The 16591-nt window shown below is 42.2% G+C and carries 16 protein-coding genes; 6 read left to right on the top strand and 10 right to left on the bottom strand.

Annotated elements, in window-relative coordinates; all coding sequences use genetic code 11:
- Position 1: 1 nt before the first annotated feature.
- The 10 genes from GZH31_RS05340 to pspA all read right to left on the bottom strand — a co-directional run bounded on the left by GZH31_RS05340 (position 2) and on the right by pspA (position 9368).
- Positions 2-1957: a methyl-accepting chemotaxis protein gene (locus GZH31_RS05340; protein WP_180311450.1), complete on the bottom strand. Its 1956-nt coding sequence runs from the start codon at positions 1955-1957 to the stop codon at positions 2-4.
- Between the two features lie 167 nt (positions 1958-2124).
- Positions 2125-2703, bottom strand: coding sequence for a hypothetical protein (locus GZH31_RS05335; protein WP_180311449.1), 579 nt, complete (start codon positions 2701-2703; stop codon positions 2125-2127).
- Between the two features lie 114 nt (positions 2704-2817).
- Positions 2818-3162 carry a 4a-hydroxytetrahydrobiopterin dehydratase gene (locus GZH31_RS05330; RefSeq protein ID WP_036969771.1) on the bottom strand — a complete coding sequence of 115 codons (345 nt, stop codon included), beginning with the start codon at positions 3160-3162 and terminating at the stop codon, positions 2818-2820.
- A 9-nt stretch (positions 3163-3171) separates the two neighbouring features.
- The gene (phhA, locus tag GZH31_RS05325) at positions 3172-3969 is read right to left on the bottom strand and encodes a phenylalanine 4-monooxygenase (RefSeq protein ID WP_036969774.1); all 798 of its coding nucleotides are present in this window, start codon (positions 3967-3969) and stop codon (positions 3172-3174) included.
- Positions 3970-4194: 225 nt separating this feature from the next.
- Positions 4195-5376, bottom strand: coding sequence for a methionine gamma-lyase (gene megL, locus GZH31_RS05320; protein ID WP_074988625.1), 1182 nt, complete (start codon positions 5374-5376; stop codon positions 4195-4197).
- Positions 5377-5510: 134 nt separating this feature from the next.
- Complete coding sequence (locus GZH31_RS05315; protein WP_036969781.1) at positions 5511-6545, bottom strand: YcjF family protein; 1035 nt, start codon at positions 6543-6545, stop codon at positions 5511-5513.
- A complete protein-coding gene (locus tag GZH31_RS05310) occupies positions 6542-7954 on the bottom strand; it encodes a YcjX family protein (RefSeq protein ID WP_036969783.1) in 1413 nt (470 codons plus the stop codon). Before GZH31_RS05310 ends, GZH31_RS05315 begins: the two co-directional genes overlap by 4 nt.
- Before the next feature lie 62 nt (positions 7955-8016).
- Positions 8017-8418 carry an envelope stress response membrane protein PspC gene (pspC, locus tag GZH31_RS05305; RefSeq protein WP_036969787.1) on the bottom strand — a complete coding sequence of 134 codons (402 nt, stop codon included), beginning with the start codon at positions 8416-8418 and terminating at the stop codon, positions 8017-8019.
- Positions 8415-8648: an envelope stress response membrane protein PspB gene (pspB, locus tag GZH31_RS05300; RefSeq protein WP_036969793.1), complete on the bottom strand. Its 234-nt coding sequence runs from the start codon at positions 8646-8648 to the stop codon at positions 8415-8417. Before pspB ends, pspC begins: the two co-directional genes overlap by 4 nt.
- Positions 8649-8705: 57 nt before the next feature.
- Positions 8706-9368 carry a phage shock protein PspA gene (gene pspA, locus GZH31_RS05295; protein ID WP_036969796.1) on the bottom strand — a complete coding sequence of 221 codons (663 nt, stop codon included), beginning with the start codon at positions 9366-9368 and terminating at the stop codon, positions 8706-8708.
- A gap of 188 nt (positions 9369-9556) precedes the next feature.
- Between pspA and pspF the strand changes: the two genes are divergently transcribed.
- The 6 genes from pspF to GZH31_RS05265 are packed head-to-tail and all read left to right on the top strand — an operon-like array spanning position 9557 to position 15923.
- Positions 9557-10630, top strand: a complete 1074-nt coding sequence (pspF, locus tag GZH31_RS05290; RefSeq protein ID WP_036969799.1) for a phage shock protein operon transcriptional activator — start codon at positions 9557-9559, stop codon at positions 10628-10630.
- Positions 10631-10645: 15 nt separating this feature from the next.
- Complete coding sequence (locus GZH31_RS05285) at positions 10646-12253, top strand: ABC transporter substrate-binding protein (protein ID WP_036969802.1); 1608 nt, start codon at positions 10646-10648, stop codon at positions 12251-12253.
- Positions 12253-13287, top strand: coding sequence for an ABC transporter permease subunit (locus tag GZH31_RS05280; RefSeq protein ID WP_036969807.1), 1035 nt, complete (start codon positions 12253-12255; stop codon positions 13285-13287). Before GZH31_RS05285 ends, GZH31_RS05280 begins: the two co-directional genes overlap by 1 nt.
- On the top strand, positions 13274-14167 hold the full coding sequence (locus tag GZH31_RS05275) for an ABC transporter permease subunit (protein ID WP_036969812.1): 894 nt from the start codon (positions 13274-13276) through the stop codon (positions 14165-14167). Before GZH31_RS05280 ends, GZH31_RS05275 begins: the two co-directional genes overlap by 14 nt.
- Positions 14168-14169: 2 nt before the next feature.
- Positions 14170-15162, top strand: a complete 993-nt coding sequence (locus tag GZH31_RS05270) for an oligopeptide/dipeptide ABC transporter ATP-binding protein (RefSeq protein ID WP_036969815.1) — start codon at positions 14170-14172, stop codon at positions 15160-15162.
- Positions 15162-15923, top strand: coding sequence for an ATP-binding cassette domain-containing protein (locus GZH31_RS05265; RefSeq protein WP_180311448.1), 762 nt, complete (start codon positions 15162-15164; stop codon positions 15921-15923). The genes GZH31_RS05270 and GZH31_RS05265 overlap by 1 nt, the downstream gene beginning before the upstream one ends.
- Positions 15924-16591 lie beyond the last annotated feature (668 nt).

The following is a 16591-nucleotide window of genomic DNA, read 5'->3' as shown; positions in this document are numbered from 1 at the left end:
TTTAACTGACTTTAAATTGCTTCACAATTTGGTCTAGCTCAAGCGCTGTTTGCGCTAAGCCATCAGCAATCGCTGCTGCGCGCTCTGCACCATCCATCGTTTCATGTGCTTTTTCGTTAACATGTTGAACACTTTCACTTATTTGCATACTCACGACATTTTGCTCTTCAGACGCACTGGCAATTTGTACATTCATATCTTTAATTGTGCCCACCGATTGTGAAATTTGCTCGAGGACTTCACCGGTTTGCTCAGTTTTCTCTGCGGTTTGCTCCACATTTTGCATATTCATTTTCATCGAATCGACTGAGCGCTTCGCTTCATTTTGTAAATTAGAAATCATCACTTGAATTTCTTCAGTACTTTGTTGTGTCCGACTTGCTAAAGAGCGCACTTCATCTGCAACTACTGCAAAACCGCGTCCTTGCTCTCCAGCTCTGGCAGCTTCGATGGCCGCATTTAATGCTAATAAGTTAGTTTGGTCAGCAATACCTCTTATCACATCTAAAATGGAGCCCACTGACTCAGTTTCTGCTTCTAAGTTTTCAATCGTTTTGCTCACGTTCATCATGGTCTCAACCAACTCGCCCATTGCGAGATGCGTTTGTGAAACTACTTGCGTGCCCGTCAGTACTTCATTATCGGCTTTTGTTGCTGCATCAGCAGCCATTTGTGCACTTTGCGTAATCTCATTAATGGTTGCTGACATTTCATGCATTGCAGTGGCTGTTTGTGTTAATTGGTCAGATTGATGCTCTGCACCTGTTTTAGAACTCGCCGTTATCGTTGTTAAATCTTGTGATGTGCGCGAAACTTGCGTGGTAGATTCACTGATCTGAGTCAGCATTTCGTTAAGCTTTGACACCATTTCGCGCATCGCTAAGTAAATTCCTGTTTCATTTCCATGCTGACTAAAACGATAGGTTAAGTCTCCTTCAGCTATCGATTGCACAATGGTCGCTATTTCGCTCGGCTCCCCGCCAATAGGCGCTTTTATTAAACGCGAGATAAAGATACTTAAGAAAATGCCCACAGTAATAATTATGATGGCAAAGACTAAAATGGTGGTAATCGCATTTTCACTGCTGGCTTGTATCATGGGACCAATTTCATCTTGGCGGTTTTGGCTGGCGAGTTTAATACGTTCAATTTCCTCAGCTATTTGCGGGCCTACTTTATCAAGTGTCCCGCTAATTATATTATTACGCTCTGTAATCAAGGACTTTACTAGCTCAAGCCCTGTAATATAGTCATTCGTTCTGGTTTTGAAATCAGACAATAATGTCTGCTCTTTTGTATCAAAAAGGCCCGCTGACAATTGCTGAGTTTTAGCTTGAACGCTCTTAAATTCTTTCATTGTTCTGTCAAAATCAGCCAGCGAGTTGCTGACTAAAAACTTTGCAGCATACAATCGCCCAAGTAATAACGACTCTTGCAATTGTGCACTTAAAAATAATGCTGCGCTGTTTTCTTTGTTTTTACTCAGCAGCATAATTTCTGTTAAGGCCTCACGCATAAACGGCCCGTTTCCATCGAGCTTATTTTCGACTACATCATTGCGTTTTTCTACTAACTTAACGATGTCTTCAAAAGCATTCTTATAATTACTTGCTCCTTTTTCTATCGCTGTCATTGCTTTTACTTTCTCGGCATCAGTAAACTGTTTTTTGCTCTGAGTGATTAATTCACTGAGTAAATTATGACGCTCGTTAAAATCGGAAATGGCTTGAGGTTCTTGATCTTTCAAATATTTGAGTGCATTTAAGCGTAAAGTTAATACGTTTGATTGGACTCGTCCCGTGATATTGCTATCGCGTGCATTTACGCGATAATCAACAAAATTATCATAGCCTGAGTTAAGGGCTAACAAGGCAACTATACTGACTACCCCTAGCAGGACAATCATTGCGCCAAATGCAAGATACAGCTGTGTATTTAACCTGAACTTCGTAAACATAATGTTCTCTCTGTTTAATTGCAGTACCCTATGCGTGATGGCTTCCTTACTAAAAATCTCATTAAGTATAGGAAACAACAGTGAGAATGATATGTTATGAGGGGAAATAGGGGGGAATTTAAGAAATATCTGATATGTAAGTAAAAATCGCCCTAATTATTCCAGTTTTATAAACAATTAAACCCCTCTAAGGAAATCTGTTTAGTTTGCTCATCGACATTACTTTTTTGATAGATCTGTAAACTATCTTGATGAACTTTAAAACTAAATTCACCTGCCCACGGTAATGAAGCAACCGGGATTTGGCGATAAAAACCATAACTGTCATAGCAAATATATGAAATATGATGGTAAACATCAGTAAAAACGCCATAGTCAGCTGTAAATACACTAATATGCTGTTGCTGCTTAAAATACTTTGCCTGTGTCCCTGCAACAAGGTACCAAAAACACAGACTCACCATAACCACAAGTTGAAGCCCTGCGACAATGAATAATAAAAGATGTCGTCTAGCGGTTGGTTGAGTCTCTAGCGCTGCTCTGCCTGTGTCACACCTGTTATTTTTGAGTAATAAATAAATGCCCGTTATGACCATAAACAGCTTAATAATGAGTAACGCAACGCCTATTTGATACATCATTTTTGGGCTATGCCATTGAATGCCAAATACAGGAGGTACAAAAAGGCTGTCGATAAGCGGCAATAAAATAAGTAATGAGGCTATGATTAGGCTTTTATTCTTCATTGTTTTCTACCGTGTTGTTTCATAACGCAAATACACTATATAGGCTTTTTCTTTTTAACAAAAATAAAAAGGCGCGACCTTGGGTCACGCCTTCTGGGCAGAACTTATTGCGTTTTATAATGCAGCAAAGACATCGTCAGTTTTTGCAGCACAAATAAAATCGTTTTTATGTAAGCCTTTAATTGAGTGGCTCCACCACGTAACAGTGACTTTGCCCCACTCTGTAAGTAAACCTGGGTGATGGCCTTCTTCTTCAGCCATATCACCTACTTTATTTGTAAATTCAAGTGCTTGTTTAAAGTTTTTAAACTTATACACACGCTCTAATTGCATAATGCCGTCGCGCACTTCTGGTACCCAATCAGGGATCATTTTAATTAATTCTGCTAACTCAGCATCAGATACTTTCGGCGCATCAGCACGACACGCTTCACACTTTTGTGTGCTTAATGAAGACATTATAAATCCTTAACTTGCTAATTTTTCTTTAGGTGGAAACTTTGGCTCATGAAGCCCTAATTCTTTTGCTTTACTTACCAATGACATGATATCCATTTGTGAGATATCAAATAAGTCATTAATCGAATTAATGGTGTAGTACACAGGCTGCATTATATCAATACGGTACGGTGTGCGAAGCACATCCAGTACATTCATTGCATTGATTTCTGGTTTATCAGAGTACACGTATTGCGTTTCACCTGGGCTTGATAAAATACCGCCACCATAAATACGCAAGCCTTGGTCTGTTTGCATTAAACCAAACTCAACAGTAAACCAATATAAACGTGCCAGATACACGCGATCTTTTTTCTCTGCTGCATACCCTAATTGACCGTATTTATGCGTAAACTCAGCAAATGCAGGGTTTGTTAACATTGCACAGTGACCAAAAATTTCGTGGAAAATATCTGGCTCTTGTAAGTAGTCAAACTCTTCACGGGTGCGAATAAACGTGGCCACGGGGAATTGCTTATTAGCTAACAAACGGAAAAACTCGTCAAAATCAATTAACGCAGGCACAGGCGCAACTTGCCAGCCAGTGGTTTTTTCCAGTACTTCGTTTAATTCACTTAATTGGGGAATACGATCTGAAGGAAGGTTTATTTTTTTTAAACCCTCAAGGTATTCATTGCAGGCTTTGCCTTCAATGCAAGCGAGTTGGCGAGCAACCAGCTCAGACCATATTTTGTTTTCGTCTTCGCTCCAATGGATCACCCCATTTTCATCGGGTTGCTTGGAGGTGTAATTACTTGCTTTAGCCATAATAACCTTCTTCGTTAAATCTTGATCAGCACGATAAGAATCACTTTAACTTGTTAAGTCGATACTATGTAAAAGTAAGCGAGATTTTAATAGTTTTGGGTGTTTCTACTGTTTGCAGAAACACCCCCACTGTAAATAAAAAATTACACCTAAAGATCTAAATATTTACACACCCCGTTAAATAAGGGCTAAAACACCACTTTGGTGTAAACTTAAATTCACACCTTACCCAATAGATGTAAATGCAGTTTTAAGATCGTTAATTATATCGTTAACATCCTCTAAACCGACTGATAAGCGAATTAATCCATCACTAATACCAGCCGCAGCCCGTTCTTCTGGTGTATAGGGAGAGTGAGTCATAGACGCGGGATGCTGAATGAGGGTTTCAGCATCACCTAAACTCACTGCTAACGTACAAAGCTGGGTATTATTAATGAAGGTTTCACCTTGTTCTAAGGTGCCTTTAATTTCGAACGCGATCACACCACCCGCTGCTTTCATTTGTGTACCAATAAACTTATGACCTTGATGTGATTTAAGGCCAGGATAATAAACCTTGCTCACCAACGGGTGCTGCTCTAAAAACTCAGCAACCACTTGGGCACTCGCACAATGGCGCTCCATTCGTACTGCAAGCGTTTTTAACCCTCTGTTTATTAACCAGGCATCATGTGGACTAATCGTTGCGCCAATATCTTTAAGCACGGTCATTTTTATTAAATTAATGTGCTCATTAGAACCACACACAATCCCAGCAACCACATCGCCATGTCCGTTCAAGTATTTAGTCGCACTGTGAATAACAATATCGATGCCATATGAAGTGGGTTGCTGAAGTAAAGGCGTTAAAAAAGTATTATCAATAACACTGAGTAACTTATGTTGCTTCGCGACTTCTGCAATTAAGCTTAAATCAAGCACCGTCATGGTTGGATTTATCGGCGTCTCAGCAAAAATCATTTTACTGTTTGGTTTAACAGCAGCACGTAACGCGGCTTCATCGCTCATATCAACAAAACTGACTTCTATACCGAAGCGAGGCAGCATGTGAGCAAAAAAAGCAAAAGTACAACCGTAGAGTGCACTTGATGCCACAAGGTGGTCACCATGCTGTAAAAAGCTTAATACTGAGGCTGATACTGCGCCCATTCCCGTTGCTGTTGCTGCAGCCGCTTCACAATTTTCAAGTTGTGCAACTTTTTGCTCTAACTCTTGCGTGGTTGGGTTACCTAAGCGAGTGTAAATAAACCCCTGCTCTTCACCAGCAAAACGTGCAGCTCCTTGTGCTGCACTCGTGAACGCAAATGTTGAGGTTTGATAAAGTGGCGCACTCAGTGCGCCGTGAGGATCATTTGGCTTTTCTGGACCATGGATACATTGTGTATGTAAGTGATGCTTAGTCATTGTCTGTTCTCGTTTTTATTATCAGTACTTCATACTCATAAATAAAACGCACATACAGCCTAACCACAAGCATGCCGGATGCTCAGATGGCTAAATATCACTCAACCGTTTTTATTAACTGTACACAAATGTTGTCATTGAGTCTTTTCGGTGTCTTTATCGCTGCTGCGCGAGGCTATTTTTCGCGCAATACTATTAGCCGTTTCTTTTAATAGGCTACGTTTGTGCTCTAAACGTGGCAATGGCCTACTTAACTCCATGGCTTTATAGCCAATGCGAGCAGTAAAAATACCGGCGCTAAGCCCTTGCGCGGCACGGCCCGACAATTTACCCAACAGCTCTGCACTGAGTGCCGTTGCAGCCAGATCGGACACCAGTTCAGCACTGCCTACAAAAAGCACTTGTTTGATCAACAAGCGATACAATTTTATGCGACTTGCATAACCAAAACCAATGCCATAAATACGACCAATTTGCTCAATTAATTTAGTGCCACGCCAAAGTACCGCCATCATATCAACCAGTGCAAGTGGGCTTAATGCCACCAATAAGCCCGATTCTGTGGCAAACCGATTAATCAGTTTCTTTGCTTGCTGATCTTGGCTGACTAATAAGCTGTCTGCATATAACGTCATGATTTCTTTGTCGGTATGATGACTGGCTATTTGTGTTTTAAAGTCATCAAAGCCTGTGAGTGCTTGATGTTTATTGAGTTTCTCAAGCCAAGGCAGCGCTTCACCTACTTGCTCACTATTAAGTAATCGATCAGCCTCTGTACGATGTAGCTGATTGCGCTTTAAGCTACGCAGCATGCGATACTCACGCCAAATAACACGGCTAATCAAGAGCACGCCACTTAGTACCGCTGTTAAATACACTGAACCGACAATAATCGATTGCTGAAACGCCACATACAGCGACATACCAAATTCAAGCAAGACCAAGACTAAAAAGCTCACAACAAAAAGGCTTTTTAATGTTTGCCATTTTGACTTTCTGTATACCGGTGCCAGTTCTATGTCGTCAGTTAATTCGTCATCGTTTTCAATAAACTCTGCATTTTCAATTACCTTTGCAGCTGTAAGCTCCTCAGTCGGTGCTTCATTTGCTGCAGAGCTCGCAATACGGCGCCCAGCTTGAAAATCAACCTCGTTCGGCTGTTTACTCATGTTAGTTTATCTCCTATCAGATACTGCATGACATGATCTAAACGAATATGCTTTAACCGTTTATCAGGGCATGGTAATGGCGAAAACGACAAAAACTCAAAGCCTTGTGCTGGCCACTCGTGTTTATTCAATAGTCGTGAAGGTGGCTGGGGGGGTAAATAAGTGACCCACTCATGCTCGCCCAATGGTTTACCGTAAATACAGGCTAATTGCTGGCCTTTTTCTACAACTTGGCGCGGCTCTGTCGCACAAATTGACGACATAGCCATGGTTTCAATTTGTACGCCTTCAAACTTTAAATGGTTGCTTTGATCATGCACGATTGAATCAAGCAATAATGCTAAATCTTTATGATACTGCGCGCTAATATGGTCTGATTTATTTGCAGCAAACAACAGCTTGTCGATGTTAGGTTTAAACAAACGTTTAAAGAAACTGGCTTCACCGTAATTAAAATGTGCAAGCAATTGGTTTATTACACGACTTTGCTCATGTAACGTTTCGGCCCCTTCGTTCAATGCACTCAAGACATCCACCAGCACAATTTGTCGGTCAAAATGGCGAAAATGTTGCTCATAAAATGGCTTCACAACTTCTTTTACGTAGGCCTTATAGCGCTTTTTAAGGTGCGCTAAATTTGACCCTTCAGCAATTTCCTCTGGTACGTTTGCGACCGGGAAAAACTGCAGTAAGGGGGCACCTTTAAGTTCACCCGGCATCAACATACGCCCGGGTTGTAACATGGCAAGTTTGGTATCTTGCTTTAGACTGATGAGTAACTGCTGATACAGTGCTGCCACCTCAGCAAGTAAACTTTCATCAACACTGGACGATAAATCGAGCTCTGCAAGTGCAGATAAAAATGGCTGAGCTTTTTCATTGCGCGCCGTTTGCATAAGCAATGAATATTGTAACTCACACCAATCAGCAAATGACTGCTCAAGCATTGGCAAGTCGAGTAACCATTCACCTGGGTAATCAATGATGTCTAAATACAAAGTGGATTGCGGTGCAAAATGACCACGAAGCCCGGCATTACTTTGATACTTGATTGCCAGTCGCAGTGTGTTGATACGCTCAGTTGATGCCGGCCATGCCGGTTCACCTTCCAGGGGCAATAATGACGACAAAGCCTGATTATATTCAAACGTTGGAATGGTGAGAGCTTGCTGAGGTACCACTTTGGTTGCAATATGGCGTTTTTCACGCATTACATTAAAAAATGGTAGGTTTTTATCATCAGCTTGACTGGTTAAATGCTTAACAAGTGCGGTTATAAACGCCGTTTTACCACTGCCACTTAATCCTGTTACAGCAAGTTTCACGTGTTGATCTAAACCACGATGCAGCGCTTTTTCGGCTTTGTTTTTTAATTTATTAAAGGTGTTCTTTGCAAATGATTGGCTCATACAGTGTCTAGCACCCTATTTGCGCTTGGTTTCACATTGCAAACAAGGTGCTTTAAAATCCTTTAAAGTTTGTTAATTTCACGGCTAACCGTAAATTCAGTTGAGGTGACATAGCGTTCCATCTCTTGTAAACGACCATCAACTCGCGCAAGACGCTCTTTTAAATCTTGCAGTGCACGGCGAGGTGGTTCCCCTTTTTGCCATACTTTAAATTTCACTTCAAGCGGGTCTTGGTGAATACTGTCGCCAGTTTTCATTGTTTTCTCTGATGGTTTCTTATCTAAAATAAACCACGCAGCAATGTAAGCAACAACAATAAATGGCCCACCCGATAACAACACTGCGGTGACGACAAGAATGCGTACGAGCCAAAGCTCCATATTAAAGTAGTCGCTGATACCCGCGCACACACCGGCTATTTTACCGCGCTCTGCGTCTCTGAATAATTCGCGTTTGGTACTCATACTTTACGTCTCCACTGTGGAGCCTCTTGATCAAGTAAGGCTTCTAATGTTTCAACTCGCTCTGCCATTTTGTCTGCTTTTTGTGCAAGCTCTAACAGCTGGCGATGTTCGTGTTCACTTAAACCTTGACTCACTTGCTTTTTACTACGGTAGTGTAAAATAAGCCAAAGTGGGGCAACAACCACCATAAATACAATAATGGGTGCCATCAAAACTTCTGCGTCGAACATGATTCTCTCCTGTCAATCCGTTATGTGTTTAAGCATTGGGGGACTTGCCCCCATTTTTTATTTTTTATCTGCCAGTTTTTTCTTAAGCTCAGCAAGCTCATCATCAATCTTTTCGTCTTGCTGTAGACCCGCAATTTCGTCAGCTAATGATTTTTTACCAAGATCATAAGACTCTATTTGAGATTCTAGACCATCGATCTTGTTTTCGTAACGTTCGAAGCGGTTTAGCGCATCTTCCACTTTTGAGCTATCAAGCGCTTTTTTCACTTCTAAACGTGACTCAGCTGAACGTTGACGTAAGATAATCGCTTTTTGACGTGATTTAGCATCAGCCAGCTTCTCTTGTAACGTACTTACTTCTTGCTGAAGCTTTGCAATATGAGATTCAACATGCTCAAGCTCAGACTCAACGGCAGCCACAGCATCCGCAGACTTTTGCTTTTCAATCAGTGCTGCACGCGCTAAGTCATCACGGTCTTTGCTTAGTGCTAACTCCGCTTTTTCTTGCCAATCAGCAACCTGTACTTTTAATGTATCAACGCGACGTACTAATTCTTTTTTCTCAGCAAGTGTTTTTGCTGACGTAGAGCGTACTTCTACTAATGTATCTTCCATCTCTTGGATGATCAGACGAACCATTTTTTCTGGGTCTTCTGCTTTATCTAAGATGGCATTGATATTAGAATTAACGATGTCTGCAAAACGTGAAAAAATTCCCATAACATTTACCTCTTTGGTGTTTTAACTTAATCAGTTGGTATATCTAGTATCAATATGCTTGCCAACTTTTATAAAGCTAGAATAACTTAATATATTCAAACAGTTAAACTAAATTTATAAATTTCTTTAGTTCTCTCAGATAATGAAATACACTAGATCTTAGTAAAAATGACTAAGAGTTAGGGAATATGAGCCAATTTCGCCAACAGGATAATTTACTCGGCCAATCTGACAGCTTTTTAAGCGTGCTGGATCAAGTATCACAGCTGGCTAGTTTAGATAAACCAGTGCTTATTATTGGTGAACGCGGTACAGGTAAAGAACTGATTGCAGCGCGTTTACATTTTTTATCGAAACGCTGGGAACAGAACTATATCAAGCTCAACTGTGCGGCGCTTAACGAGAACCTACTCGAAAGTGAATTATTTGGCCATGAAAGCGGGGCTTTTACCGGAGCAAGTAAACGCCATGAAGGTCGCTTTGAACGCGCCAACAGTGGCACGCTGTTTTTAGATGAATTAGCCAACACCTCAGCGATGGTGCAAGAAAAACTGTTACGCGTTATTGAATATGGTGAGTTTGAGCGTGTCGGCGGTAAGCAAACCGTTAAAGTAGATACTCGCCTTGTGTGCGCAACAAATGAAGACCTACCAAGTCTTGCAGAGCAAGGTGAGTTTAGAAGCGACCTACTTGATCGTCTCGCTTTTGATGTTATTACCCTGCCCCCGCTTCGTGAACGCCAAGAAGATATTATGTTACTTGCAGAACAGTTTGCGATTAATATGGCGCGTGATCTTGAGTGGGAGCTATTTAGTGGCTTTACTCGCAGCGCTACCGAAACACTGCAGTCATACGACTGGCCGGGTAATATTCGTGAATTAAAAAATGTTGTTGAACGAAGTTTGTATCGTCACGGCAATGAACATATTCCCGTTCACCAGATTATTTTAGACCCATTTGCCAGCAAATTCAGACCTAAGCAACGTATTAAAGGCAGTAGTAACAGTGCACCAATTGCACATATAGAACATGCGGTTACACCCCCTTCACAGGCGCAAGAGTCAGTATCACTAAGCAAACCTGAAATTCAGTTTCCTTGTAACTTGAAACAACTTTCCAATGACTTTGAAATTGATGTCATAAAAAAAGCATTGGAACACAGTCAATTTAATCAAAAGAAAACTGCAGAACAGCTCGAATTAACGTATCATCAATTACGTGGCTATTTGAAAAAATACAATTTATTAGACCAGCAGCAATAGTTAGAGGCTAATCAGGTGTATAAACCGTTACTTGCTTTGTCTTTGGTATGCTTAGTAGGCTGCCTAGATAGCGAAGAAAAAACCACTGAACAAAAAAATCAGGGCTTAGTGTATTGCGCTGAGGCTAACCCGGTGTCGTTTAATCCACAAGTAACGACCACGGGCTCAACCATTGATATTATTGCTAATCAGCTTTATGACCGCCTATTGAGTATCGACCCTGTGTCTGCTGAATTTCAGGCGGAACTTGCCACCGATTGGAAAATCAGTCCAGACGGCAAGTCCATCACTTTTACTTTACGAAAAGGGGTGAAGTTTCATACTACCAAGTACTTTACACCGAGCCGTGATTTTAATGCCGATGACGTCATTTTTACCTTTAGTCGCTTATTTGATGTATACAATCCCTATCATTTTGTGGGTGATGCCAATTACCCGTATTTTCAAAGTGTCGGTATTGATCAATTAATTCGCCGCATTGTGCGTGTTTCTGACTACCAGGTGCGCTTTGAACTTTATAATGCAGAAAGCAGCTTTTTAGCGAATCTTGCAACTGATTTTGCCGTGGTGCTATCAAAAGAATACGCCATGCAATTAAAAGAGCGAAAGCAAGAAAACCTCTTTGACCAGTACCCCGTTGGCACGGGCCCTTATGTGTACAGAGAATACCGTCGCGATCGCTTAATTCGCTATTACCGTAATCCTGATTATTGGAAACACCCTGTGGTGCTTGAGCAATTGGTTTACGACATAACGCCAAATGGCACCACCCGAGTTGCCAAAATGCTGACCAAAGAATGCGATGTAACCGCTCACCCTAGCAGCGCACAATTAAGTATTTTAGCTGAACGAGACGATATTAACGTTCAAAAAGAGCAAAACCTTAATATTGGTTATTGGGCATTTAATACTGAGCGTCCACCGTTTGATGATATTCGTGTGCGCCAAGCACTGGCCAGCGCGATTGATGTCGACAAAATCATGCAAGCAGTTTACTACGGTAATGGTATTAAGGCACAATCGTTACTGCCCCCTGCCTCTTGGGCTTTTGAAGCACAAAAAGCGATGCCTGAATTCAATCCTGAACTTGCGAAAACACTGCTTGCAGAGGCCGGCTATAAAAATGGCTTTGATATGAATATCTGGGCCATGCCAGTCAGCCGAATTTATAACCCAAATGCCCGTAAAATGGCGGAGCTGATGCAAAGTGATCTGCGCAAAATCGGGGTTAACGTGAGTATTGTGGAATACGAATGGAATACCTTTTTACAACGCGTTGGTGAACACCGCCACGATAGCGTGTTACTCGGCTGGGCAGCCGATACGCCCGACCCCGACAACTTTATGAGCCCATTGCTAAGTTGCACAGCAACTTTTAGTGGTAAAAATCCGGCAAACTGGTGTAACCCTGAATTTGATTTATTACTCACTCAAGCGCTCGACACCACCGATTTAGAAAAACGGAAGCAATTTTACAATCAAGCTCAGCGCATTATTGTACAAGAGTTGCCGATTCTGCCAATTGCCCACGGCATGCGTTTTCAAGCATCTAGCAGCGATGTGAAAGGGATAAGTTTAAGCCCGTTTGGCGGTATTTCACTGGCTAACGCGAGGAAAGAATAATGATACTTGATTATATTCTTCGCCGCTTAGCGCTGTTAATGTTTATGATGCTGACATTAAGTATTTTTACTTTTTCGTTAAGCTATTTATTCCCCGGTGATGCCTTAACCAATTTAAGTGGTATTACTAACAGCACTTTTTCGCAAACCAGCGTGCTTGAAGAAAAGTTCCACTTTACTGAAAATTATGCCGTTCAATACTTCGCGTTTTTAGAGCGCATCGTCCAAGGAGATTGGGGGGTATCTTTCGCCTCTGGTGAAAGTGTATTTCAACATATTGTTGACCTATTTCCTGCCACACTCGAGCTGAGTACCTATGCGCTAATCGTGTCAGTGGTCGTCGGCGTGCCAAGCGGTATTTTAGCCGCAGCTTATTACAGACGTTGGCCCGATAAATTCATTAACTCAGGCACACTCATTGGCTATTCAATGCCCGTATTTTGGTTAGCACTGCTGTTAATAATGGTGTTTTCACTGCAGTTAGGCTGGTTTCCGATGTCGGGCCGTATGGGGTTACTTTACGAGATTGAACCTGTCACTGGGTTCATTTTGATAGATATCATTGCGGGAGACTTTCCGTATCATGGCATGGCTTTTGTGGATGCATTGCACCACCTAACATTGCCAACTATCGTTTTGGCTATGTACCCAACAACCGTGTTGGTGCGCTTTACGCGCGATTCAATGCTCAAAGTGCTTGATCAAAGTTACATTAAAACAGCACGTGCTAAAGGGTTAAACCGCGCCCAGCTCATTATTCATCATGCCCTTAGAAATGCGTTATTGCCTGTGATAAAGCAAATCGGCTTACAATTTAGTACGCTGATCACCCTTGCGATGATCACCGAGGTCATTTTCTCATGGCCCGGCATAGGCCGATGGTTAATTGACAGTATTTATCAACGCGATTACCCCGCTATTCAAGGCGGCTTATTGGCTGTGTCTATGTTCGTAATTTTAGCAACGATTGTCGCAGAGCTCACTTACACTCTATTCGACCCACTCTCGCGGAACCAAGCTCATGGCAAAGTTTAATTTATTCTCTGAAGAGTCGAATAAATCGCCGTTGGCGCGATTTTGGCGTAAATTTAAAACCAACCACCCTGCACTTGTTGGCTTATGGTTATTTATTGCCTTTGCTTTACTGGCTGCATCAGCCCCTTTACTTGCCCCTTATGGCGTAAACCAGCAGCACAGCGATGCGTTATTATTGCCGCCGTCATGGCATGATGCCGGTGATGTTCGGTTTCTATTAGGCACCGATGATTTAGGTCGCGATGTGTTGTCGCGATTAATGAATGGCGCAACTTACACATTTGGCTTATCTGTTGTAGCAGCCCTTATCACCACGGTTATTGGGGTTTTGGTAGGCACTTTTGCGGGCATTAGTCGTGGTATTCGTTCAAGCTTTTTAAATCACTTACTCGACATTACCTTGTCGATTCCCTCGTTACTTTTAGCCATAATTATTATCGCGATTCTTGGTCCTGGCTTAATGAACACCGTGTGGGCAATTATCCTTGCTCTACTGCCACAGTTTATTCACTCTGTTCGAAACCTGATTGTTGAAGAGCTCAATAAAGATTATATCACCGCCTTTAAACTAGATGGTGCGTCTAACTGGCACATATTAGCCCGAGGAATTTTCCCGAATATCTACGAACATATTGTGGTTATATTCACAATGGCACTTTCTACAGCAATATTAGATATCTCAGCACTGGGCTTTTTAAAGCTCGGTGCACAGCCGCCAACCACTGAATGGGGGGCGATTTTGGCCGAAAACCTTGGTTTAATTTACCTTGCCCCTTGGACTGTGGGTTTACCCGGCGTATTATTATTTTTAGCTGTGCTGTCTACCAATTTGGTGGGTGATGGTTTACGCCAAGTGCTCAAAGAACGTAAGGCCGACTAGTTATGCAATTACTCGATATTCGCAATCTCACGATAGAGTTACGCACCTCTGATACGGTAATTCGTGCGGTTGATAAAGTGAGCCTAACCCTTAAAGAAGGTGAGGTTCATGCGCTGGTTGGTGAGTCAGGCTCTGGCAAAAGCTTAATTGCGAAAGCCATTGTTGGGGTGTTGAATAAGCGCTGGCATATCACTGCTGACAGAATGCACTGGCGCGGTGTTGACTTAATGCGTCTATCCAATGAGCAACGCCGTAAATTAGTTGGTCAAGATATTGCTATGATTTACCAAGATCCAAGCCGCTGTTTGGACCCCACAGCAAAAATATTTGATCAAATTGCCGAAACCTTACCCGTTGAAGCAACCAGTGGCTTTTTCTTAAAACGAAATCGCCAACGTAAAGACCGCGTAAAAGCACTTATTCATAAAGTGGGAATTAAAGATCACAAAAAAGTGCTCGACAGCTATCCTCATGAGCTTTCAGAAGGTATCTGCCAAAAAGTGATGATAGCGATGGCGATTGCTCGTACTCCTAAATTACTTATCGCCGATGAACCAACCACAGCCCTTGAGAGCACGACTCGTGCACAAGTTTTTAGATTATTAAAAAGTTTGAACCTGTTAAAAAACATGTCAATTTTAATGATCTCTCATGAGCTTGAAGAGATCATAGACTGGTCGCATGGGATGCATGTTTTATACTGCGGACAAATGGTTGAAGCAGGCCCTACAAGCCGCATATTTAGTCAGCCACACCACCCTTATACACAAGCATTATTAAAGAGCTTACCTGACTACGAGCAAGGTTTGGCACATAAAGAGCCCTTTTATGCGCTCAAAGGCACGATTCCAACCTTGCAACATTTGCCGATAGGTTGCCGACTTGGCCCCCGTTGCCCACAAGCACAAAAAGCGTGTGTGGTAACGCCTAAATTGACGAAACATCATGGTCATAGTTATGCGTGTCACTTCCCATTAATTAAGGCGATGAAATAATGCAACCTCTGCTAAAAGTGCAAGCCCTATCGAAAAGTTTTAATTTGCGTGCAGGACTCTTTTCACGCAAGCGTTTTACGGTGCTGAAAGACATTTCATTTTGTTTAGGCCAAGGAGAAACTATCGCCATTATTGGTGAAACAGGCTCAGGTAAAAGCACCCTTGCAAAACTATTAGCAGGTGCAGACAACGCAGATAAAGGGCAAATTTTACTCGATGGTAATATCATTGAAAATGATGGGCTTCGCGATAATGACTGTCGTCATATTCGCCTTATATTCCAAGATTCTGAAGCCTCACTCAACCCCGGCCTCACTATTGGTGACATGCTAAACGACTGCTTACAATATAATACTGATCTAGACAAAGCCGCTCGCGAAGAGAAAATTAAACAAACGTTAGCAAAAGTCGGGCTCTTGTTAGACCATCGTCATTATTACCCGCATATGTTCAGTAGTGGTCAATTGCAACGTATAGCGCTTGCACGCGCTTTAATTCTAGATCCTAAGGTTGTGGTGCTTGATGAGGCTTTATCGTCGCTAGACCCCTCTGTGCGTGCTCAAACGGTAAACTTATTACTACGTTTACAAAAAGAAACGGGCCTTAGCTATGTCCTGATCACTCACCATTTAAGTTTAGTGCGCCATATTAGCGATCAACTTGTGGTGCTTGATCACGGCGAGATTGTCGAATACGGCCAAACTGAAACGATTTTCCAAAACCCGCAATCACCCGTAACACAGAAATTGCTGAGTTGTTGATTTACCTTAACGCTTTACGCTTAATTCGGCGTTAAAACGCCTCCTACACTCGGCACGATTTCAAATCGGGGTCAGAATGGCTTTAGCCATGAAGAAGTTGCTATTCGGCGTTAAAACGCCTCCTACACTCGGCACGATTTCAAATCGAGGTAGGAATGGCTTTAGTCACGAAGGGATTGCTATTCAGCGTTAAAACGCCTCCTACACTCGGCACGATTCAAATCGAGGTAGGAATGGCTTTAGCCATGAAGAAGTTGCTATTCAGCGTTAAAACGCCTCCTACACTTGGCACGATTTCAAATCGAGGTAGGAATGGCGTGAGCCACGTAGAAGTTGCTATTCAGCGTTAAAACGCCTCCTACACTCGGCACGATTCCATATCGAGGTAGGAATGGTTTTAGTCACGAAGAACTTGCTATTCAGCGTTAAAACGCCTCCTACACTCTGCACGATTTCATATCGAGGTAGGAATGGTTTTAGTCACGAAGAACTTGCTATTCAGCGTTAAAACGCCTCCTACACTCTGCACGATTTCATATCGAGGTAGGAATGGCTTTAGTCACGAAGAACTTGCTATTCAGCGTTAAAACGCCTCCTACACTCGGCACGATTCAAATCGAGGTAGGAATGGCGTGAGCCATGAAGAAGTTGCTATTCGGCGTTAAAAC

It is taken from the genome of Pseudoalteromonas sp. JSTW, from assembly GCF_013423925.1.
Taxonomy (GTDB): Bacteria; Pseudomonadota; Gammaproteobacteria; order Enterobacterales; family Alteromonadaceae; genus Pseudoalteromonas; species Pseudoalteromonas lipolytica.
This window is presented reverse-complemented; position numbering and strand designations above follow the sequence as displayed.

Excerpts from the sequence above, each read along its gene's own strand:
- GZH31_RS05340 (WP_180311450.1), bottom strand. The coding sequence starts at position 1,957 with ATGTTTACGAAGTTCAGGTTAAATACACAGCTGTATCTTGCATTTGGC.
- GZH31_RS05335 (WP_180311449.1), bottom strand. The coding sequence starts at position 2,703 with ATGAAGAATAAAAGCCTAATCATAGCCTCATTACTTATTTTATTGCCG.
- GZH31_RS05330 (WP_036969771.1), bottom strand. The coding sequence starts at position 3,162 with ATGTCTTCATTAAGCACACAAAAGTGTGAAGCGTGTCGTGCTGATGCG.
- phhA (WP_036969774.1), bottom strand. The coding sequence starts at position 3,969 with ATGGCTAAAGCAAGTAATTACACCTCCAAGCAACCCGATGAAAATGGG.
- megL (WP_074988625.1), bottom strand. The coding sequence starts at position 5,376 with ATGACTAAGCATCACTTACATACACAATGTATCCATGGTCCAGAAAAG.
- GZH31_RS05315 (WP_036969781.1), bottom strand. The coding sequence starts at position 6,545 with ATGAGTAAACAGCCGAACGAGGTTGATTTTCAAGCTGGGCGCCGTATT.
- GZH31_RS05310 (WP_036969783.1), bottom strand. The coding sequence starts at position 7,954 with ATGAGCCAATCATTTGCAAAGAACACCTTTAATAAATTAAAAAACAAA.
- pspC (WP_036969787.1), bottom strand. The coding sequence starts at position 8,418 with ATGAGTACCAAACGCGAATTATTCAGAGACGCAGAGCGCGGTAAAATA.
- pspB (WP_036969793.1), bottom strand. The coding sequence starts at position 8,648 with ATGTTCGACGCAGAAGTTTTGATGGCACCCATTATTGTATTTATGGTG.
- pspA (WP_036969796.1), bottom strand. The coding sequence starts at position 9,368 with ATGGGAATTTTTTCACGTTTTGCAGACATCGTTAATTCTAATATCAAT.
- pspF (WP_036969799.1), top strand. The coding sequence starts at position 9,557 with ATGAGCCAATTTCGCCAACAGGATAATTTACTCGGCCAATCTGACAGC.
- GZH31_RS05280 (WP_036969807.1), top strand. The coding sequence starts at position 12,253 with ATGATACTTGATTATATTCTTCGCCGCTTAGCGCTGTTAATGTTTATG.
- GZH31_RS05275 (WP_036969812.1), top strand. The coding sequence starts at position 13,274 with ATGGCAAAGTTTAATTTATTCTCTGAAGAGTCGAATAAATCGCCGTTG.
- GZH31_RS05270 (WP_036969815.1), top strand. The coding sequence starts at position 14,170 with ATGCAATTACTCGATATTCGCAATCTCACGATAGAGTTACGCACCTCT.
- GZH31_RS05265 (WP_180311448.1), top strand. The coding sequence starts at position 15,162 with ATGCAACCTCTGCTAAAAGTGCAAGCCCTATCGAAAAGTTTTAATTTG.